The sequence below is a fragment of the Desmonostoc vinosum genome, from assembly GCF_059505385.1.
This window is the reverse complement of record NZ_JCACKM010000126.1, coordinates 1-20,579: the sequence shown is the minus strand read 5'-3', so window position 1 is coordinate 20,579 and position 20,579 is coordinate 1. Positions and strand designations below refer to the sequence as shown.

The window sequence follows — 20,579 nt, the reverse complement described above, 5'->3', positions numbered from 1 at the left end:
TCAGGGCTATGGAGCTTATTTTATCAGTATCCTAGCTTTTTTGTCGCCCCGTCAGGTCTATTCCTTACCCTTACGGGTTCGCCAGTCGCTTCAAGTCGGCAAAGCCGCCCAACGCGCCGGCTCACCATGTTCCGCACCTGCAAATCCTCATAGGCTACCAAGTCTACCGACTGGACTACGCACCTTGCCAACTTCACGACTGCCGTCTCACCGCCAAGTCTGCGACTATGGCGGGAGTCTTCTTGCGGAGCTTAGATAAAACTTTTGGCGTTGCTGAATTCAGGTATAAAAATGATTTTGCATGATTTCCAAAACCTTGTAGAGACGCGCCATGGCGCGTCTCTACTTATGAGGGGTTAGCTGGGGTGGTACAACAGGGTAATAAAGGCTTGTTGATCACTTCTGGCTGAATTTCTACTGATTTCAACAACTCATCCCAATATGTTTTAACCTCTGGATCGTTAGGACGTTGACGGCGTAAAGTAGCTATGGTTCTTAGAGCATCTTCCCAAAATCCGGCTGTGGCGAATAGAACTGCTCGATCTAAATCTGTGGTTGTTTGTCCTAACTGCACAGCGAGGTTTTCGTCTTCTGTTCGTTGGATTTTGCCTTCTATGTAAACATCTTGATCGCGATTTTGGGCATCACAAACCATCGAAAAACCCCAGGTATATTCTTTACCAATTGTTAAAGGAGGTTGATTTGCAGGCAGGGTGATGCTGAGAATACCAGTCTGTTGAGCAGGTGTGAAAATTCCTTTGTATAATGGCTCAACGCTTTCATCATCCTCTTGCAAAACAAATTCCAGTGCTTTGACTTGTGCAGAGGTTTGAGGAACATAGAAAAAGAATGTGGGATGCTCTGTTGTGGTAAGTTGCACTTCTTTATCGGTCGGGATTATGGGAATTGGAGCTTGTGCAGCTTGCAAGCAACTTCCCCTGGTTGCTGCGGATCTGACTCTACCAGGTCTACCAGGAACAAAGGCAATCCGATTATTTCTCCGGCGCTGAATGTAACCCGTCACATTTCTAATAGCCGCAGTAGCGTATTTATCTCCAGGGCGTATCTGTGCTGCTTGCTGAAAATAGCTCAAAGCTTTGCGATAGTTTCTGCGTCTAGTTTCAGAATAGCCGAGTTGCATGTATTGACTGTAAGCATTATTTCTTTGCGCTAGTTGATAAACTCCATCTGTAGCTGAAACCTCAGTAATATTTACAGTACCTATGGGGAGAAATACTAAAGCAGCAAGTACAGAACCTGCTAAAAATTTATGTGCCATAATATTCATACATGTTTATATTACGTTCTTTTTGTTTATATAATACAGTAGCTCAGGCTCAAGAAGGGCTATGCTGTCCCTTGCAAAGACGTACGTAAGGTTACTTAATGTTCCTTATGCCGAGAGGGAGATCAGCGGACGCGGAGACGCGGAGAATAATCAATAACGAATGACGTTAGCGTAGCGGTAGCGAGTCCGCGAGCGTCATGACAATTCCGGCGTTGCAGAAACGCGGGATGACTTTCAAGATTTTCCTTTGCGTCTTTACGTGGCAGTAACGAAAACTCTTTCCAAGATTTGCGATCGCCCTAACAACCTCATGAAAAATCTAGCTCTACTATCTGCTACAGTCCTTGCTACCACATTTGGATTGGTTTTTGGGACAATGCAAAACGCCTCTGCTTTAGACTGGAACTGGAATTATTCTGGTACTGGCATAGCGGCAAGTGGTACTCTTACCACGAATGACACCCATTAGTTTTTCTGCAACTATAGCCAGCGTGCCTGAACCCACCTCTATTCTTAGCTTACTGGCTCTTGGTACTCTCGCTGCAACTTCAGCACTCAAACGTCAGCAGTTATCTAACACTCCCAAAAGACTTCCGCCACAGCATTAGCTTGGTGGTGAGAGGATGTCATAACCGAACCTGTTGTAAGTGACTGCGGGGGTTATAGGTACGTATGGCCCGAATTTTTTCATAATATTCTCGCTCTTGCTGGCTCAGTTCTTTTGGTGGAACAATCGCCACCTTCACTAACTGATCGCCACGTCCACCCTTAGCCAAGGGCCAACCTTTACCACGTAAGCGTAGAGATTGACCAGAACGCACGCCCGCAGGTAGTTTCACTTCAACAGTACCATCGGGTGTAGGTACATCAATTGCAGCACCTAAAGCGGCTTCATCTGGTGTGATTGCTACTTCGCATACCAAATTATCGCCTTCAATTTGGAAAAATGAGTGCGGCTGAAGTTCCACCTTGAGATACAAATCACCCCGTTGTTGAGTCATGGGGTTGATTTGACCTTTTCCCCGCACGCGCAAGCGAGTACCGGGTTTAGCACCAGCTGGGATGCGAACATCTATAGTTTCATTGCCTAGACTGAAGCGCTTTTGTACACCATTGAATGCTTCTGCAAAAGTCAAAGCGATCGCAGCTTCTGTATCTTGAGTACCACCTGTACCTACATCTTGAAAACCATAATCACTATAACCGCTAAAACCGCTACCTGCTCTACCTGCGGAGGTGCGGTAAGAGTAGGTTTGCCGTCCACCGCGAGGACTAGCACCACCAAAACGTCCTAACAGTTCATTGATGAACTCATCAAAGTTACCGTATTGGCTGAAGTCGAAGCCACCCATATCAACGCCAGCACCGCCAGATGGAAAACCACCTTCCCCAACCTGTTTCCAGTATTGACCGAATTGGTCGTATTTTTTGCGCTTATCTGCGTCTGATAAAACTTCGTAGGCTTCGTTAACCTCCTTAAAACGGGCTTCCGCCTGTTTATTGTTCGGGTTGACATCGGGGTGATACTTACGGGCTAGCTTACGAAAGGCTTGTTTAATTTCCTCTGGACTGGCAGTTTTACTAACACCCAAAATTGCGTAATAGTCTTTGAAGTCAGTTGCAGCCATCTACCAGCCTCCTGTAAAAGTTCCCTTTAAGTTTTTTTTAAGATAAGAGATTTTGTATTTGCCAGGTATAATGCCCGGACAAAACACTCTGATTTTAAGTTAACAAACAATATAGAAAATCAAGTGTGGTTCTCGCTCACTCCACAAGAGCAATTCCCGTACTTTCGATAAATATGGGGTATTGGGGACGCGGGGACACGGGGACGCGGAGAAAATTACTCCCTCATCCCCCTCATCCCCAAAAGCGATGGGATATTTTTTATTTAGAAGTCCCTAAAGTTCTAGAAAGCGGATAAGACTGTCTAAACCTTCTTCCAAGCTTGGGGGTGCATCCCGGAGTTGACGGTGCATTCGCAAGATGATTTCTTCAGGAACTAGTCGGGCTTGCTGTGAGGCAGCAGTGCTGAAACGCTTCTTGTTGCGTGCTAAACACAGCCAAACTGGGGTATTCACCCAGATGCCAGTAATGTGAGTAAAGCCTAACTCACGGGCTATGGTGATCACTTCACGGCGGTTGCTGCGCTGGGTGTTGGTAGCATCAAAAATTGCTGTATTATTTGTGGCGATCGCTTGTTGTAATTGTCGCTCAACTTCGCGCCAAATCAGCGGCCACGGCCCCTGAACCGTTTCTGAGCCAAAAATTTGCCCCCGGATAGCATCTGTAGAAACCAGGTGCATCTGGGGACATTCTGCCAATAACTGTTTGGCTAAAGTTGACTTGCCACTACCAGGGAGACCGATTAGCAAGATGAGTGCTGTTAGCGGTAGCGGGGCGTTTAGCACGTGCTGAGTGCTGTGGTGTTTAGCCCGTGCTGAGTGATTAGTTATTTTACTCATAGCCTATTATTCATAACTCAGTACTCATAACTCAGCACTCAGCACTGTTAAATAATTCGTAATTCGTAATTCGTAATTAAGTTTTGTAATGGGGATTTGACCCCAACACAAAACTTGCCGGTTATGGAACCGGGGGACTTAAACCCACGGAACTTGTTAAATGATCATTCCATCAGGAATCACGGCATTTTTTAACACAACGACAATCCCGCTACGGATGTAGAAACCTTGACTTTCGCGGTCTGCTTCTTGCACGTTATCTTTGTTGATAATTTTGACATCGTGACCAATGCGAGCATTTTTATCGACGATAGCGCGGCGGATAATTGTATCCGTACCAATACCTACAGGGATGTCACCTTTTTCGATGCTGCATTGACGCTCTACAGAAGCTTGGTAATAATCCGCACCCATCAGTAGAGATTCTTCGATTATACAGCCCGATTCTACGCGCGATCGCACTCCTAAAACTGCGTGGTGAATACGGCAATTTTTCAAAATGCACCCTTCGCTAATGATTGCTTCTTTGATTTCACATTCTAATAGTTTACTTGGAGGTAAGTAACGAGCGCGGGTATAAATTGGTGCGTCTTCATCGTAGAAGCTGAAGGGCGGCATGGGTTGCTGAGTCAATGCTAAATTCGCATGATAAAACGCCTCAATTGTTCCAATGTCTTCCCAATAGCCATCAAATAAATAAGCTTGAACGTTGTAATCTTTGGAAGCATCGGGAATAATTTCTTTACCAAAATCAGTCCGTTCTGTTGCTTCTTTGAGCAACTTAAACATGACATCTTTTTTAAAGACGTAAATCCCCATGGAGGCGATGTAAGGCTGTAATTGGGCTTGTTCTTCTGTCAAGCCTAAAACAGTAGTATCGACTTGCATTTTGGTTAAGGCGTCGCCTTTGGGTTTTTCACTAAAGTCAATCACCCTACCAGAGTCATCAATCTTCATCAAGCCGAAGTCTGAGGCGCGGCGGTCATCTATGGGGATGACTGAAAGCGTGATGTCGGCACCTGTCTCTCTGTGACGCTGGACAAATTGCCGATAGTCCATGCGGTACAGGTGATCCCCAGAGAGGATAAGATATTCGTCTATATCCCATTCTTGCAACAGCCATAGATACTGACGCACAGCATCAGCCGTACCTTGGAACCAGTTGGGGTTTTCTGGTGTTTGTTGTGCTGCTAGTACTTCTACAAATCCTTCATTGAAACCAGTAAAGTTGTAGGTACGAGCAATGTGGCGATTTAAAGAAGCTGAGTTGAATTGCGTTAAAACATAGATTTGATAAATTTCTGAATTTATGCAATTACTAACAGGAATATCTATTAAACGGTACTTCCCTGCCACGGGTACCGCCGGTTTTGCACGGAGTTTCGTTAGCGGATACAGCCGAGTACCCGCACCGCCACCAAGAATGATTGCTAATACTTTTTTCACAAGATTTCTCCCGACTGCCTTTCAACTCTCACCTTCAGTTTAGGACTGTCTGTATCTGCTGGTAAGGGGGGATCACAGATTCTCATTGAGGAATTTTACAAAATACAGCTAGTAATCAATAATGCTACTGAGAAATTAAAAGCTAATTAATACGTTTTAATTTATACCTTAAATTCAGGTTAATCACTACTTTTATTGAGATAGAAAAATAGATTTATTTAGATATAAACTATCAAGTAACTGTTATAGCTGGATCTTATGGTACCTATAGATGACTCAACAGGAATCCCCAAATGTAATTTGGATTGCTAAATTAAATACTTAGGGTTTGTTTTTTTATCGTGTTATTAATCTTTAGACGTAATTTTTGCGATCGCGGGAGATACTCAAGATTGCTGAGATCAAAGAGCGATCGTATTCTTTAAGTGATTGTCCCACGACTGTTCTGACAGAGTAACTTTCCCAAGATGTCGCCAGAAGGCAACCCTGAACAGCGAACCATTAACCTAATCTTGCATAATCTTGGCTATCGCTTGAGTGTGCAATCAATTCAAGCACCATCGGGGAATTGAAGCAGCAAGACACCATTACCCAGTCCCCAATCCCCAATCCCCAGTCCCCAATCCCCAATCCCCAGTCCCCAATCCCCAATCCCCAATCCCCAATCCCCAGTCCCCAATCCCCAGTCCCTCTTACTTACAGATTCGCTGCATTAATCACTCCATAACCCCATTTGTGGTCAAACGTACCTGGGGGTTTTCCTGGGATAGAACTATTTTGGCGTAGTAAGTCTTTAACAGCGGCTGGGTCAAGTTTAGGATCACGCTGTAATAGTAGTGCTACTATTCCGGTGATAAATGGTGTTGCCATGCTTGTACCAGCTGAAGCCACAAATTTAGCATTAACTATTTTAGAGCGATCAGAATTTGCATCCGCAGACAGTGCAGAAATAATCATTGCCCCTGGTGCTGCGACATCGGGCTTTTGGTGGTCATTTCTCAGTGGGCCTTCGCTACTGAATTCGGAAATGGTATGCAACTCCATGCCCATTTCTCGTGCTTGTAAATCAATATCTGTATACTTAACTCTAGTAGTATAAGCAGCGACAGTGATTGCACTACTAGCCGTACCAGGAGAACCAATTTTTACAGAGTCCTTGACACTTTGACCTGTGAAAAACACTCCTGAACCATCATCTAGTGTCCACACATCCAAACGGGCCTCAGTTGCCGAATGATTACGTACCTGCAACTGCCAAATACCCCCTTGTATTGGTGCTTTATCCTTACCACGAATTTGCACAAAAAAATTGCGATCGCCATTCATCGGGTCGGGGCCTGGCGTTACCAATTGTATTAGTGCATCTGGCAAATCATAATCCTGTGCGGGATTGCCTTTAGTAATCACCGTTTGAAAAGGACTGACAAAATCATTGGGACTCCGCACCGACACTTCCAACTCACTATCACGGGAATACCAACCATTTAGCCAAACTATACCCGCTTGATTGAGAGGAATATTAAAGCGCATATTATGCGTGCATCCAGAAGGTATGATTGCTTGACCATGAAGATTATCATTGCCCTCATTACCCGCAGCACAGCAAACAATTCGTCCCGGCCCGGTTTCGGCGTCAATAATTTTTGATAGAGAATCACTACCATCATGAGCATCAGCATGTCCACCGACACTTAGATTAACTACAGCTGGGCATCCCAACTCATCAGCTACTCGAAAAATGTAGCGGATACCATCGGCAATGTGGGCATCTTGTAAATCCGACTTAATGATGATTAATTCTGCCTCCGGTGCAACCCCGCTATAGGTAGTATCAGCACCAGCAGCAATTCCTGCAACATGAGTGCCGTGACCGTCAGTATCTTGGGAAACAGTGATTTGTGCCCCGGTAAATTCAGCTCCATAGCGCCCCTCTGCGACTCCTGGCCCCGGCAGCGTTTGATCCCAAACCCGTGAAATCCGTCCAGCAAAAGCGGGGTGCTTTGAGTCAATTCCACTATCGATAATGCCGATAATTACTCCCTTGCCAGTTAACCCAGTTTTACTCTTAAAATCCGGTACTTGAACTGTTCCTAGAGCAACATCCATCCGTAACTTCAGTTTGCGTGATGGCTTAATGCGTTGAACAACAGCCTCCTCCGATAAAGCATCTAAACCTCCTATTGGTAAGAAAGCCGTGCGTACATTCCCAGAGCTTTGATTAACTTCGATACCATATTGCGACAAATAACTCAAATCTGCATCAGAGTCGCAGTAAAGAAAAACCACACTTTTAGTTGGTTTAACAGCATTTTTAGGAGTAAATATACCTAGCGATCGCTTGTGAGTAATTAAAGCTGACTCTCCTTCATTTTGATAATCCTTAACAGCCAAAAGTAGCCCAGGAGAAAGTTTTTCGTGTCTCATTCTTGCCTTTACCTCAATTTATTTGCAATCAAAAGTCAGGATATTCTGACTCCAGACTTTCTTTTCTATGAAGCCTGAATGCAACATGGTATAACTCATATCCTGGAGAATGTCTCTCTTGGGGATGAGGTAGGGGCGGGGGCAGGCTTTTATGGGTAGGTTTTTTAGATTTCGCGTTTTGGTTGACGCGGAGACGGGGAGACGCGGTGAGACAGCGAGTAAAGGAGGGTTTCCCTCCGCAGGCGACTGCGTTAGCGAGCTTGCGAGCGTCACCCGAAGGGTGACGCGGAGAAAGATTTCGGAACGGAAAAATAGGCTTTTTCAGACTAAATATGAAAAACCTACCCTTGAAAGTGGGGGGGCAGGGAGAGCAGTAATCAACACTCATTCCCAGTCCCCAATCCAATCCCCAGTCCCCAGTCCCCAGTCCCCAATCCCCAGTCCCCAGTCCCCAATCCCCAATCCCCAATCCCCAATCCCACGACAATTTTCTACCACAAGCAAGAGTTACAAAGTAGCAACTATTTGCAACGATCGCTTCTGAAGGTACAGAGAGTCGTTTATGCAAATACATACACCAGACTGGGTGAAGCACGCTGTTTTCTATCAAATTTTTCCAGACCGCTTTGCCAGAAGTAAACAACCGCGTAAACGGCTGTTACATGAAGCCCGTTGGGAAGATTGGGACGCTATGCCAACTCTGCAAGGCTATAAAGGCGGAGATTTATGGGGCATTGTGGAAGAATTAGACTACATCCAGAATTTAGGAATTAATGCAATTTACTTCACACCGATTTTTCAATCGGCTAGTAATCACCGTTACCATACCCACGATTATTATCAAGTTGACCCGATGCTGGGAGGCGATGAAGCTTTTAAGGATTTACTAGAGGCAGCCCATCAACGAAATATTAAAGTTGTTCTCGATGGAGTCTTTAACCATTCTAGTCGCGGCTTTTTCTTCTTTCACGACGTTTTAGAAAATGGCCCACATTCACCTTGGGTAAATTGGTTCAAAATTGAAGGCTGGCCCGTTTCACCCTACAATGGCGAGTTCCCTGCTAACTACGTTGGTTGGGCAGGAAATCGCGCCTTGCCAGAATTTAATCACGATAACCCAGAGGTACGCGAATATATCATGGAAATTGCCGAATATTGGATTAAATTCGGTATCGATGGTTGGCGATTAGATGTACCATTTGAGATCAAAACTCCTGGGTTTTGGCAAGAATTTCGAGAGCGAGTAAAAGCCATCAATCCCGAAGCTTACATTGTTGGTGAAGTGTGGGGAGATTCCCGCGAATGGTTGGATGGAACCCAATTTGATGGGGTGATGAATTACTTGTTTGCTGGGCCGACAATTGCATTTACAGCAGGCGATCGCGTAGTCTTAGATCAAGTCCAAAGCCGTGACTATCAACCATATCCACCCTTATTCGCTGCTGAGTACGCTGCCAAAATTCAGGAATTATTGCAACTTTATCCTTGGGAAATTCAGCTCACTCAACTGAATTTGCTAGCAAGCCACGATACAGCAAGATTGTTAACCATTGCTGGTGGCGACAAAGCCAGCATAGAATTAGCTACTCTATTGCTATTAACCTTTCCTGGTGCCCCCAGCATCTATTATGGTGATGAAGTTGGTTTACCTGGTGCTATAGACCCAGACTCACGTCGGGGTTTTCCCTTAGAAGCCAATTGGGATAAAGAAATTTTCAATACTCATCGTCAATTAATTATCCTCCGCCATGCTTACCTAGCCTTGCGTACAGGTGATTATCAAGTTCTCTACGCTCAGGGGGCACTCTACATCTTTGCACGCACTTTGGGAACAGAGGAACTAATTATTGCCGTTAACACAGGAACAGCCTCAGCAAAAGCGGATGTAGATGTCACAAATTTGCGTACTCAACCCAACAAACTGTTATACGGTACAGCAGATATTGAGTGGAACAGTACACATTTATCGTTGAGTCTTCCCCCACGTACTGGATGTATTTTTGGGAGTAGGGAGTAGTCGAAGTGCTGCTTCCCTGTCCCCTAGCCTCTAGTCTCTAGTCCCTAGCCTCTTTGATTTTTTTGACAAATCCGGCTAATCCTAGTCCGAGCAGACCGATGACATCGGAGCCTTCGGGAACACTTTTCGGGTTGTTGGTTTCGCCATTTCCGTTGTTACCTGAATTGTCGTTACCTCCACCAGAATTATTATTTCCTCCAGGATTTTCGCTGACATAGGGAACACCGTTGATGAAAGTGATGTAAGCTCCACCTGTGGAAATGTCATCCACAAAAGGAGTCTCACCTTCAATATCTTCTTGAATTATCGTTGTGGAAGCAGCACCTTTACACTTAGAAAATCCAAAAACTGAAGCTAATGAATTTACACATTGGTAATTTGATTTCCATGAAAAATTTATATCTAAGGGGGTACCTTTGTTAAGATCGGCAGCATTTATCCCATAAAGTTGGGTATAAAATCCTAAATTACTTCCCTTAAGATCCCATGATACTGTTGGCCCATCAGTAAATTTCTGAACATATGGACTAGTTATATTATCCAAAACACTGTCACGCTTATCTGGCACTATATCTTCATAATTATGTTTAAATTGCTTTCTATACTCGTTGAATTTAACCTGATTTTAAGCATTTAATAGCTGGTAATGCGACTAACACTAAATCGGGTGTTAATTATTTTTCTTATGTATAGAGATTCTACAATTAGTAAACTAGTTTATCAGAACGCCACCGATCAAAGTAATGTTGTGATCAGCGGCGGCAATTAAAAAAACCTAGTTTTATTAGTTATTATCAGCAATCATCATTATGATAATTGCTGGGTCACAAGTTACTTAATTTCAAGTAACTCAGAATTAGTAGCTTAGTATGAAGAGAAAATTTACTAAGTAAGTCAGTGAGAAAAATTCAATGTATATAAAGAAATATGAATTATTTATAGGGTGGGTTATGCCGTAGAGTAATGCACCGTAAATTGATGATGGTGCGTTGTCGCGTAGCGGAACGCACCTTACATTTAAATTTACGTCTGATGTGAATTAGGAATACCGTTGATGAATGCAACAATAGCCCTCATCTCCCAACCTCTTCTCCCAAGTGTGGGAGAAGAGGAGCAATTTCAAAGTCCCTCTCCCAAACTGGGAGAGGGATTTAGGGTGAGGGCAAAGATTTATGACATCAGCAAGACCAATTTTTCCTAACTTAATAGACATCAGGTGCTAGAAGGCGCGGTAGAAATAGAATTAAAACGTATCATTGGGGAAGTGTGCAAGACTTACGGGTGGATACTTCATGCGTTGGAAATAATGCCTGACCATGTTCATCTGTTTGTGCAGGCAGACCACACCACAGCACCAGTAGAAATCGCCAAAACAATGAAATCAATTTCTGCTGTACATATATTTAATACATTTAAAGACCTAAAAAAGCGTCGTTTCTGGGGTTCTGGAATGTGGAGTGATGGCACGTTTTACTCATCTGTTGGCGGAGTCTCAGAAGAAGCGGTGAAGCGGTACATAGAAACTCAAAAACAACGAGGTGATGCGCTTACCCGAAAGGATAATGCTAATTAAGGGGGCAGACGCTCATTCCTCGCTACCGCTTCGCTAACGAACCCCCAAAATTCACGCCGTGCTTACATCCCCATTCCCTCGTGGGTGGGGATGTAAGCACGATCAATAAAAAAAAGGACTGGGGACTAGTGTTTTTACTGTGTACCAAGTACTGAGTATAGTGAAACTTAAAAATCAGTTAAGGGCACTCAACGACTAAGCAAACAGCATCTCAATCAATACTGCTACACTGGGGAATAACCTACACGAAGGACGAAGTTGAAAACTTCATCCTTCAGATGACCCCAAAAAGCACAATTATGCTAAAGCGTTCTAAGTTCGAGACAACTCAGTCTCAGATTATGCATCGTGCCGAAGATTTGATTAGTGCGGCCTCAAATCGCTACCGAATTACGGTTCAAGTAGCAAATCGTGCCAAGCGCCGACGTTACGAAGATTTTGAAAGTGCAGAAGACGCAATGATGAAGCCAGTTTTACGGGCAATCATCGAAATGTCCGATGAACTGACTCAGCCAGAAATTATTGGCGAACTGTAAAAACAGTACTGAGGTGAGAGTGCTGAGTTGTAAGTAAAAATAAACCTTAACAGCACTTTCATCTTCAGAGTATTTGCGTATGAAAAAGAAAAAATCTCTGCTTTGGTCAACACTCTTTGCACGTCAAACTCAGTACTTAGCACTATTAATAACCTTAATGGTAGTGAGTGCAATTATTTTAGGTACAGGCGCAAGTAAATTAACACATACAAACTTATTCAGCATCCAACCAGCGATCGCTCAAAGAATCACTCCTGGAGAGGTATGGCAACAAGTTTATCAACAATTGCCTGATTTTCCACGGGAAAATAAGTACATCAGCAATGAAACTGGAAAAGTTGCCGAAAACAACACCTTAGCAAATCGTCTAATTAGATATCACATTTATATAAAAGAACGCGCCCCAAATTATCGCCTCGATTGGAAGCTAACTTTAGCTGATTACCTGGGTGCAAATGAAATAATGTACGATAACACCTATCCAGGAAACGATACATTAAAACAAAATCCGATAGAAGGCGATCGCGCAGCCATTGCACGCCTCAGCCGTCGCCAACGCAATGCCTTAGTGCAAGCTTTAGTCAATATTTTTACCCCTCAAACCACACCTCAACCTAAGACAGATAACTAACCGCACAGAGACTTTTCTCTGCGCTTCCCTTAGCGTTACTCTGCGTTTAAAAATATAAATGGAACGTTTAGTCAAAAGCGGAACTGGCTGGCGTATTGGCTGGAATCCTGATGCACCCGAATATAAAGGTTTAGTAGGCACCGATGATTGGGCTGTTGAGTTAACCGAAGCCGAGTTAAATGATTTTTGTCGTTTATTCACACAACTAGCAGACACCATCAAGCAACTCGCCACTGAATTAATGGATGAAGAGAAAATTGCTTGTGAAGCCGAAAGCGATTTATTATGGATGGAGGTAGAAGGTTATCCTCACGCCTACAACATGCATTTTATCCTCAACACAGGGCGGTGCGTAGAAGGTAAATGGGATGCCTCTGCTGTTGACGGTTTGCTGCAAGCCACCGCAACACTCAAAATTTTTTAAATTTAACCCCTTGATTGTCATTGCGTTTTGCAGTATGATATAACTTCTGACCGGGGCGTAGCGCAGCTTGGTAGCGCGCCACTTTGGGGTAGTGGAGGTCGTGGGTTCAAATCCCGCCGCTCCGATTGAATAAAAAGCTTACCATAAGCTAGCTTCAATCATTCTCCTGAATTTAGCAAATAACTTAGATGGCAGTTGATACTGCTACCTCCATAACCAACTGACATCGCACCATCTCGTTGGTAATGCATAACCGAACAGCATGGTTTATTGACTGGCAATTGTTGGTAATTTGTCCCAATGCGGTAGCGGTGAGTATCGGTGTAGGACATCAGACGTGCTTGCAAAACTTTATTTTGATAGGTTGCTAGATCCCCAACTTCCACCTTTTGAGCGTGGCTTCCTACACCCATACTTCTTGAAAGCGGGCGACGGGCGGCGCACTACTTGCGATGAATGAAATAAACATTTTTTCCCTACTCCTTACTCCCCACTCCCCACTCTCTACTCCTTGGTAAGAAAGCCTTAATTAAATAGATTAAATTATTGAGTGAACGTGATTTCTTAAAATAAGAGTTAGCACCTAGTTGCATGATTTGTAGAACTTGATCTTTACCTTCTGAATCTCTCATTACTATCACTGGGATATTCATCAATAATAAATGTTGCCTTATCCATGTTAGTAACTTAATGTCTGACAAAACAGGTTTGTTTAAATCAGTCAATATCATTACTGGAAGAGAATAATATATTAATGAAGTATCAGAAACTGTATTTTCAAGGTAGTACATAGCTTCCGTATCAGAGTTAACTATAACAACATCAAGATGTTTAGAGAATGCCTTCTCAACAGCATACTTAATCAACATGTTTGTTAAGTCATTAGAAACTAGTAAAATAGTATAAGCAGCTTTCCTCATAATCTGAACTAAAATAAGATCAAATAATATATGTAGGGTACATCAGTACGAAGAATTTAGTAGTAAGCTCGGAATGACTGTAACTTACGCATCTATTAAATTTGGATTGTAATTAATAGTTTGGCATCACAGATTCTGAAGAGCCAAAATGCTTTAAAAAATTAATTTTTATCCACCTTTTAATTTTGCCGATTCATTTTTAGTAAATCAAGATTCATAAAATAATCAGTTAGACATAAAAAGTAGATTTACGTCTGGAGATATTTATAATCTGTTAATGAAAGAGAAAATCCATTGTTTGATTAAGATTCTGATGACCAGAAAAATAATAAATATATGCCAAAGAGGATATTTACAATTCTGAAAAAGTGTGTATCTAGTAAAGTAGGTATCTAATTGAGAGTGACATATAAGGTTTAATTAAGTCTTTTTGAGAAGAGATTTTAATAGTTATCAGTTAAGAGGGAACGGGGAACAGGCAAAAGAGCAATCTGAAAAAAGAATATGAGAAATAAGTACTGAAGAACCAAATACTTTAAGAGATGATTTATAAAGTAAACCTGAAATTGTAGGGTGCGTTATAGCAACGCTTAACGCACCGAGAAAAACGGTGCGTTACGGCTAATCCTGACTCTCTTAAACTCCGTAATCCTTGCATAGCCGTAACACACCCTACTTAATCTTTACTTTATAAATAGGCTCTAATTTCGTAGTAGCGCTTTAGCGCTGATTTAATATTTTACTCATTTTAGTAACTGGAACTACTATGGTACTTCTTAAATAATGAGGCGCTCTTTTTAAGGCAGTAAATCCTAATCGTAAATAAAACCCTTCAGCATATAAGCTAGCAGTTGTAATTACTTTATCTACACCTTGAGCAGTTGCTTCATGGCAAAAATGTGTAACTAATGCTCGCCCTATTCCTTTACCTTGATATTTAGGATGTACATATAGTCCAATTAATTCATCAATAATAAAGCTAGCGAATCCTGTAACTATATCACCATCAACAGCCACCCACAGATTTTCGATTTTCATACTCTTCAAGATATTTGAACCATCAGGCTTGTCACGATAATTACGCCAAGCTAACAGTTCTTTTTCAGAGTAAAAAGTTGTAGGCAGCGCTTTAATGGCAGCAATATGAATTGCACTCAGCACCCATACGTCTGTTTCCTCAGCAGGTCGAAGAGATATTTCATAATCGCTCATAGTTTTGAGAACTGGGGATTGGGAACTGGGGGACTGGGGACTGGGAAATAATTTTCTTGATTGCCAATACTCAATACCCAATACCTACTAATTACTAGTTTGCAGTCCCTTTTGAGAAATAATTCGTTGAACGATTTGCCGTCTAATTTCCTGAAGATTTTGACCACCACCTCTAACACGAGCCAGTATAGCAGGTGATGCCGTTTGAGGAGAACCACTCAGTAGCAGCGGAAACTGCATTTACAACTTTGGCTGTGCCTTTAATTACGAATTACGTTAGCGTTAGCGAAGCGGTAGCGATAGCGTAGCGTAAAGCCTGCGGCATAGCTTCGCTTAGAGCGAGTCATCGAGCGTCAGCGTAAAGCCTGCGGCATAGCTTCGCTTAGAGCGAGTCATCGAGCGTCGCGTCATTACGAATTACGCGCTTCGCAGCGGTAGCGAGTCCTCGATAGCGTCAGCGTAAAGCCTGCGGCATAGCTTCGCTTAGAGCGACACAGGAGCGTCGCGTCATTACGAATTACGAATTACGAATTATTTAACCGCTTACTGCGGTCTCAAATCGTTGGATAATTCTACAATTCCTCTAGTTCCATCAATCCGGACTCGCTGCCCATCTTGCAAAAGCCATGTAGCACCGTGTACATCCATGACTGCGGGAATCCCGTACTCACGGGCGACGATCGCACCATGAGAAAGTCTGCCTCCAGCTTCGGCAATCAAGCCTCCAGCTTTGACTAAAAAAGGTGCCCAACCAGAATCTGTATAAGGCACTACCAAAATTGTGTCTCGGTCAATCTCTGGGATTACTTGTAAATTTCGCAACACCTTAATCCGCCCTTCAGCTTGTCCGTGACTAGCTCCAATACCTTGTAAGATTTGGTCAGAATATATGGCGGAGGGGGCTAGAGGGTGAGGTGGTGTGTTGCCGTAAACTAACAGAGGTACTTGGGGTATCTGGCTATCTTGGGCAAATTGCGATCGCCTAAATTCTATCGCTTCACTTAAACTAGCAATCAATCTCGCATCTGAACCTGCTACTAAACGCCGTACTTCATCGAACTCCAGAAAAAAGATATCTCCAGATTGTTTGAGTAAGCCAGATTTTAACCAAGTCTTTTCTAAAGCAACAAAACTCCAGCGTAGTTCAGCTAATAGTCGTGAATAAACTTCGGTAACTCGCCCTTTGAGATCCACGCGCTTTTGCACAGGGCCACGCTGACGCTTATCGGCAATTATTTGATTAATTAAATCTTTAGAACCCGTTTGCAATTCATTTCCCTGCATCATCATGACAAACATCTGCTTGATGGGCTGGGGATTCTCTCGCCAAGTGGGCACAGAAATATCGGTTCCCACTTCGCTTAAATAACCGTAATCCTGAAGCAATTCGTCAAATTCATAGACAATCTTTTCTCCCTCTGGAGTTTGCTTTAACTGTTCAAATACGCTTTCTGGATTAATCTCAGGTAATAACTGTTTGGCGTCTGCGGCTAAAGCACTTAGCGATCGCAATGCCCCCACCTCTGGTGCAACACTGTGATCAATCTGTCCATCCTTCACCCGAAAAATCGCCTGTCGCAAGGCTGCACTCAAGGGGGCAAAAATGCTGTAATATGTGGCTCGCCGCAGCAACTCTAAAATAGTGTCGATTCTCACTAATAGCTTGGCTAGTTCTAGATAATCTACAACTTCTTCGGCTAACTGCGACAACCCAGGAATAAATCGCTTTTGATAATCCTGCTTAAAATCTTTTTCTAAACGTAATTCCCGCCTCAGTAACTTTGTCAGTCCTGGTAAATTCTCCCAGGTTGACTTTAAGGACGGTTTGCTCATTTTTGCACCTCTAGTCAGAAACTCCAGACTTTCCGGTGGCAAGCCCATCCTTAAAAAAATCTCTCCTAAGAGGGATGCATTAAAGTATGCTTTTGAGTAATGCAGTGTGGCAGTTTCCGTAAAATCTAAGCCAAGGGTGCGATCGCCTAAAACTATAGTAAAAATTTCTCCCCAAACTCCACAGGTTAAAGGACGATTAATCGACCAAGTTAAAGGATGAATTACACCGGGAATGACTTCTGCGGCAATTTTACGTGTCCAAATTGGTAGTAAGGTGGTGATGGGTCGAGCCTGCAACACCCAGAGTGTTTGACCGTCGTAACTCCACTCGATATCTTGGGGTATGCCGTGGTAACGTTTTTCCAGACGGCGGGCTAGATATGCGACTTGCTTGATTAGTGCTTGTGGGACTCGTCCTTCACCTTCTAATTGCACAGAAGAGAAATTTTCAGTCTCGACTACAAAAGCGCGATATTGTTCTGGTGTCACTTTGCCAGAAACGACTTGCGACGCACTACCCGGTAAGGCTTCAATCACCACAGCATCACCTTGCTGGGTAATCGGATCGCGGCTAAAAGCCACACCTGAAAATACACCTTGAACTTGTTGTTGAATCAACACCGCCATAGCTGCATCATTGGAACCGCGATCGCGTCGATATTGCACAGCAGACGGATGATTGTAAGAAGCTTGCACTTGGGCGATCGCGGTTTGTAAACCCTGTTGGCTGGTAACATTTAAAACTGTTTCATATTGCCCAGCGGCAGAAGCTTGTTCCGAGTCTTCGCCAATAGCAGAGGAACGTACCACCAAGGGAGACAATTCAGAAGGCTGAAGAATTTCAATCAACAGTTCGGGAGGATCAACAGGGCTAAGTACCCATCCCTTCGGCACTGAGTAGCCCCAGCGCTTAATTTGAGATAATGTGGCTGCCTTTTCGCCAACTACGGCAGCATCCAACTCATCATCTAGAGAAAGAATTGGGCGATCGCCACGCAATACTTCCATCATCGCTTGTGAATCTGTTTGTGCTTCTTGGGCTGGGAGGTTCATGTCATCAGGAATTCTCGTGTAAATCCAGCATAGTAACCCAGCTAGGACAATAGCAGCTATCATCCTGGGGATGTCCCCTATGTGCAAAAATGTGACTAACAGGGGAAATAAAGCCAACACTCCAAATTTTACTACCTGTCTTGAACGTAGGAGTGTAAAGCTAATTGCTGCAAAAAAAAATACAAATCCTGCTACTAATGGATCGTGTATTAAAAATCCCCAAACCACATTTGTTGTACCTGCACCCCTGCCTAGCCAATATCTACCTATCACTAAGGCAATTAAAGCAATCAATTCCCAAGGCGATTCCTCACCAAAGAAAGCACGTGCAATTAAAACTGCTGCGATTCCCTTAAAAGCTTCTGACAATACAGCCAGAACCCCCACCAGTGTACCACCGTGGTAAAAAGCAGCTGAAACACTAATATTACCTGTACCAATTTTTGATAACTGCGTCTGCTTCAGGGCGCGGGTAATCCAAGCAATCAGCGGCAATCCGCCCAAAAGGGGGCAGAAAATTACAATAACTAGGATACCCCAAAGTTCAATCATCGTGGATTTTGGATTTTACGAAAAGTTTTAGGAAGTAACCACTGCGTTGTATAGGCAAGGCGTTGCAGCAACTGCCATCGGTTTTCCCGATTTGTAGCAAGTGGCGTTAGTTTTCCTCCCTAGTAAACTTTTCAAGACGGATTGAAATCTGTCATCTAAAATCTGAAATCTTAAATTTAAAATTTTCTTAAAGTTTTTAATAATCATTAAGTGCTTTTACGAAAGGCAATAAAGGTTTAAAGCCTTACCCGCAAGTAGTGCCAAATAAGCTTTGTTTTCCAAGGTAGGTAGAAACCCCACCTATGAGTGGGTGGCTTATTTTTTCTGTTCCCTGTTACCTGTTCCCTTTCATTACTTGCTTAGTGGACACTAACAAAAGCGGAAACCGCTATTGCCAGTGTCCTGTAAAGCTACGTAATGATTTTAGTTTATCGCATAGGCAGCTTGCAGTGCCCACAGGATAAGAGCAGCAATTGACCCCAAAAGCAACACAGTAGAAATAGTGACTACTCTTGGCGAATCTGCATCCTTAAATTTCATAATTCCACGATTTAGGTCGGACATTGCTTTATAATCCTCCTTTGTTACGGCATGAAGCATTTGTCCGTTTCGATTGTAGTCCTTATATTTGTAGATCACGTTAAATTTCCAATACTATTTTGTTTAAGCTTCATAATTTTTCCAACGCCAATATTACTTACTTCTTAAGATAGATTCATTGTATTTATACATGGGTAAAGGAGTAGGGGAGATGTAGTTCTGCTTCTGGTGTCAAAGACGCTACGCGTAGCTTGCTTCCCCATAGGGGTACGCGGTAGTTGAATCTCGACTTCGCTCGATTACCGCGTAGCCGAAACGGTAGTTGAGCGTAGCCGAAACTCACCAACCGAGAAATGAGGGAGTAATTTTCTTTACGTCCCCGCGTCCCCGCGTCTTTGCGTCCCCGTGTCCCCGTGTCCCCGTGTCCTCTTCTTCCCCATTCCCTACAAAAAGGTGTTCACAAATGAAAATGATCCTAATTTTAATTTTGGTAACGATCGCAGGATTGTTGGCAGCAATAGAAATAGCATTGCGATCGCTATTTGGTTTTGGTAATCCTCTAATTTACATTGGTGATGAGCAAATTGGCTATTTGTTAGCACCTAACCAACGTACCCGGCGCTTTGGGAATCGTATTGAGATTAATGAATACTCTATGCGCAGTGCATCGATTCCAAAGGTATCAGCACCCTCGACGCTACGAGTATTGCTTTTGGGGGATTCCATCGCTAATGGTGGCTGGTGGACAGATCAAGATCACACGATATCTAGCTTGTTAATGCGTTCTCTGGCGTCAGTCACTGCTGAGAATTACCAACAAGTAGAAGTACTAAACGCTTCCGCCAACTCTTGGGGGCCAAGAAATGAGTTGGCCTATCTGCAGAAATTCGGCAACTTTAACGCTCAAGCGGTGGTATTACTAATTAATACTGATGATTTGTTTGCTACTGTTCCCACTTCTTTACCCGTGGGACGTGATCGCAACTATCCAGAGCGTAAACCTGCATTGGCATTATTGGAAGTATGGCAACGTTATCTTCTCAAACAAAAGCCAATTCCCGAAATGAAAGCAGTCCATGAAGAAGCAGGCGATCGCGTTGGTGTTAATCTAGAAGCAATCGGTAAAATTCAAGCCCTAACTCGTGAAAATCACTGCCAATTTCTATTAATTATGACTCCCTTGTTACGAGAAATTGGTCAACCAGGCCCACGCGATTACGAAATTCAAGCACGCCAACGACTCAGTTCTTTTGTACAAGCACAGCAAATTACTTATATAGATTTTCTGCCAATATTCAATTCGACCCCAAACCCACAAACTTTTTACCACGATCACATTCACTTAAACTTGCAAGGCAATCAAGTTGTTGGTGAAATTGTGAAGCGATCGCTCTTGCAACTATGGGAAAATTAAATAATTCGTAATGACGCGACGCTCCTGTGTCGCTAACGCTGACGCTCGTACCTCGCTACCGCTGACGCTCGAGGACTCGCTACCGCTTCGCTAACGCTAACGCTATCGAGGACTCGCTCTAAGCGAAGCTATGCCGCAGGCTTTACGCTGCGAAGCGCGTAATTCGTAATTCAGTTTTGTAATGGGGATTTGACCTCAACACAAAACTTGCCGGTTATAGAACCGGGGGACTTAAACCCACGGAACTTGTT

The 20,579-nt window shown here is 43.3% G+C and carries 21 protein-coding genes and 1 tRNA gene; 10 read left to right on the top strand and 12 right to left on the bottom strand.

All coding sequences use genetic code 11. The annotated features are described in order from the left end of the window. A partial coding sequence (locus AC5JMF_RS19330; RefSeq protein ID WP_495797345.1) for a hypothetical protein occupies window positions 1–259 on the top strand: 259 nt, incomplete at its 5' end. Window positions 260–346: 87 nt separating this feature from the next. Here the strand turns inward: AC5JMF_RS19330 and AC5JMF_RS19325 are convergent. Beyond that, on the bottom strand, window positions 347–1,279 hold the full coding sequence (locus AC5JMF_RS19325) for a DUF928 domain-containing protein (RefSeq protein WP_495797344.1): 933 nt from the start codon (window positions 1,277–1,279) through the stop codon (window positions 347–349). A gap of 319 nt (window positions 1,280–1,598) precedes the next feature. Here AC5JMF_RS19325 and AC5JMF_RS19320 point away from each other — a divergent pair, with 319 nt between their 5' ends. Both AC5JMF_RS19320 and AC5JMF_RS19315 read left to right on the top strand, forming a co-directional pair. After that, complete coding sequence (locus AC5JMF_RS19320; RefSeq protein WP_495797343.1) at window positions 1,599–1,757, top strand: hypothetical protein; 159 nt, start codon at window positions 1,599–1,601, stop codon at window positions 1,755–1,757. Next, entirely contained in the window at window positions 1,744–1,896 is a 153-nt protein-coding gene (locus AC5JMF_RS19315; protein WP_495797342.1) for a PEP-CTERM sorting domain-containing protein, read from the top strand. Before AC5JMF_RS19320 ends, AC5JMF_RS19315 begins: the two co-directional genes overlap by 14 nt. A gap of 18 nt (window positions 1,897–1,914) precedes the next feature. On the opposite strand, the gene AC5JMF_RS19310 is transcribed toward AC5JMF_RS19315, so the two are convergent. The 4 genes from AC5JMF_RS19310 to AC5JMF_RS19295 all read right to left on the bottom strand — a co-directional run bounded on the left by AC5JMF_RS19310 (window position 1,915) and on the right by AC5JMF_RS19295 (window position 7,623). Continuing rightward, complete coding sequence (locus AC5JMF_RS19310) at window positions 1,915–2,916, bottom strand: DnaJ C-terminal domain-containing protein (protein WP_495797341.1); 1,002 nt, start codon at window positions 2,914–2,916, stop codon at window positions 1,915–1,917. 273 nt (window positions 2,917–3,189) lie between these two features. Beyond that, window positions 3,190–3,753, bottom strand: coding sequence for an AAA family ATPase (locus AC5JMF_RS19305; RefSeq protein ID WP_495797340.1), 564 nt, complete (start codon window positions 3,751–3,753; stop codon window positions 3,190–3,192). A gap of 156 nt (window positions 3,754–3,909) precedes the next feature. Next, window positions 3,910–5,199, bottom strand: a complete 1,290-nt coding sequence (locus tag AC5JMF_RS19300; RefSeq protein ID WP_495797339.1) for a glucose-1-phosphate adenylyltransferase — start codon at window positions 5,197–5,199, stop codon at window positions 3,910–3,912. Between the two features lie 696 nt (window positions 5,200–5,895). Beyond that, entirely contained in the window at window positions 5,896–7,623 is a 1,728-nt protein-coding gene (locus AC5JMF_RS19295; protein ID WP_495797338.1) for a S8 family serine peptidase, read from the bottom strand. 562 nt (window positions 7,624–8,185) lie between these two features. Here AC5JMF_RS19295 and AC5JMF_RS19290 point away from each other — a divergent pair. Further along, window positions 8,186–9,640 carry a glycoside hydrolase family 13 protein gene (locus AC5JMF_RS19290; RefSeq protein ID WP_495797337.1) on the top strand — a complete coding sequence of 485 codons (1,455 nt, stop codon included), beginning with the start codon at window positions 8,186–8,188 and terminating at the stop codon, window positions 9,638–9,640. Between the two features lie 37 nt (window positions 9,641–9,677). Here the strand turns inward: AC5JMF_RS19290 and AC5JMF_RS19285 are convergent, their stop codons facing one another. After that, window positions 9,678–10,208: a hypothetical protein gene (locus tag AC5JMF_RS19285; protein ID WP_495797336.1), complete on the bottom strand. Its 531-nt coding sequence runs from the start codon at window positions 10,206–10,208 to the stop codon at window positions 9,678–9,680. Window positions 10,209–10,856: 648 nt separating this feature from the next. Between AC5JMF_RS19285 and tnpA the strand changes: the two genes are divergently transcribed. The 5 genes from tnpA (at window position 10,857) to AC5JMF_RS19260 (ending at window position 12,929) form a co-directional block, all read left to right on the top strand. Further along, window positions 10,857–11,213 (top strand): IS200/IS605 family transposase, encoded by a 357-nt coding sequence (tnpA, locus tag AC5JMF_RS19280; RefSeq protein ID WP_495797335.1) that lies wholly within the window; start codon window positions 10,857–10,859, stop codon window positions 11,211–11,213. A 299-nt stretch (window positions 11,214–11,512) separates the two neighbouring features. Further along, the gene (locus AC5JMF_RS19275) at window positions 11,513–11,749 is read left to right on the top strand and encodes a DNA-directed RNA polymerase subunit omega (RefSeq protein ID WP_086689544.1); all 237 of its coding nucleotides are present in this window, start codon (window positions 11,513–11,515) and stop codon (window positions 11,747–11,749) included. A 79-nt stretch (window positions 11,750–11,828) separates the two neighbouring features. Continuing rightward, entirely contained in the window at window positions 11,829–12,380 is a 552-nt protein-coding gene (locus AC5JMF_RS19270; protein WP_495797334.1) for a hypothetical protein, read from the top strand. Window positions 12,381–12,438: 58 nt separating this feature from the next. Beyond that, complete coding sequence (locus AC5JMF_RS19265; RefSeq protein WP_495797333.1) at window positions 12,439–12,804, top strand: DUF1818 family protein; 366 nt, start codon at window positions 12,439–12,441, stop codon at window positions 12,802–12,804. Window positions 12,805–12,855: 51 nt separating this feature from the next. Further along, window positions 12,856–12,929: transfer RNA gene (locus tag AC5JMF_RS19260), tRNA-Pro, on the top strand. Window positions 12,930–12,962: 33 nt separating this feature from the next. Here the strand turns inward: AC5JMF_RS19260 and AC5JMF_RS19255 are convergent. From AC5JMF_RS19255 to AC5JMF_RS19230, 6 genes are all read right to left on the bottom strand, one after another. Next, window positions 12,963–13,217 (bottom strand): catalase, encoded by a 255-nt coding sequence (locus tag AC5JMF_RS19255; RefSeq protein ID WP_495797332.1) that lies wholly within the window; start codon window positions 13,215–13,217, stop codon window positions 12,963–12,965. Between the two features lie 63 nt (window positions 13,218–13,280). Continuing rightward, window positions 13,281–13,724: a response regulator gene (locus tag AC5JMF_RS19250; RefSeq protein WP_495797331.1), complete on the bottom strand. Its 444-nt coding sequence runs from the start codon at window positions 13,722–13,724 to the stop codon at window positions 13,281–13,283. A 720-nt stretch (window positions 13,725–14,444) separates the two neighbouring features. Then, a complete protein-coding gene (locus tag AC5JMF_RS19245) occupies window positions 14,445–14,936 on the bottom strand; it encodes a GNAT family N-acetyltransferase (RefSeq protein ID WP_495797330.1) in 492 nt (163 codons plus the stop codon). Between the two features lie 87 nt (window positions 14,937–15,023). After that, window positions 15,024–15,176 (bottom strand): hypothetical protein, encoded by a 153-nt coding sequence (locus tag AC5JMF_RS19240; RefSeq protein ID WP_495797329.1) that lies wholly within the window; start codon window positions 15,174–15,176, stop codon window positions 15,024–15,026. A gap of 303 nt (window positions 15,177–15,479) precedes the next feature. Beyond that, window positions 15,480–18,374 carry a glycerol-3-phosphate acyltransferase gene (locus tag AC5JMF_RS19235; protein ID WP_495797328.1) on the bottom strand — a complete coding sequence of 965 codons (2,895 nt, stop codon included), beginning with the start codon at window positions 18,372–18,374 and terminating at the stop codon, window positions 15,480–15,482. 423 nt (window positions 18,375–18,797) lie between these two features. Continuing rightward, on the bottom strand, window positions 18,798–18,938 hold the full coding sequence (locus AC5JMF_RS19230) for a hypothetical protein (RefSeq protein WP_495797327.1): 141 nt from the start codon (window positions 18,936–18,938) through the stop codon (window positions 18,798–18,800). A 439-nt stretch (window positions 18,939–19,377) separates the two neighbouring features. On the opposite strand from AC5JMF_RS19230, the gene AC5JMF_RS19225 reads away from it, so the two are divergent. Further along, a complete protein-coding gene (locus AC5JMF_RS19225) occupies window positions 19,378–20,328 on the top strand; it encodes an SGNH/GDSL hydrolase family protein (RefSeq protein ID WP_495797326.1) in 951 nt (316 codons plus the stop codon). Window positions 20,329–20,579: the final 251 nt, after the last annotated feature.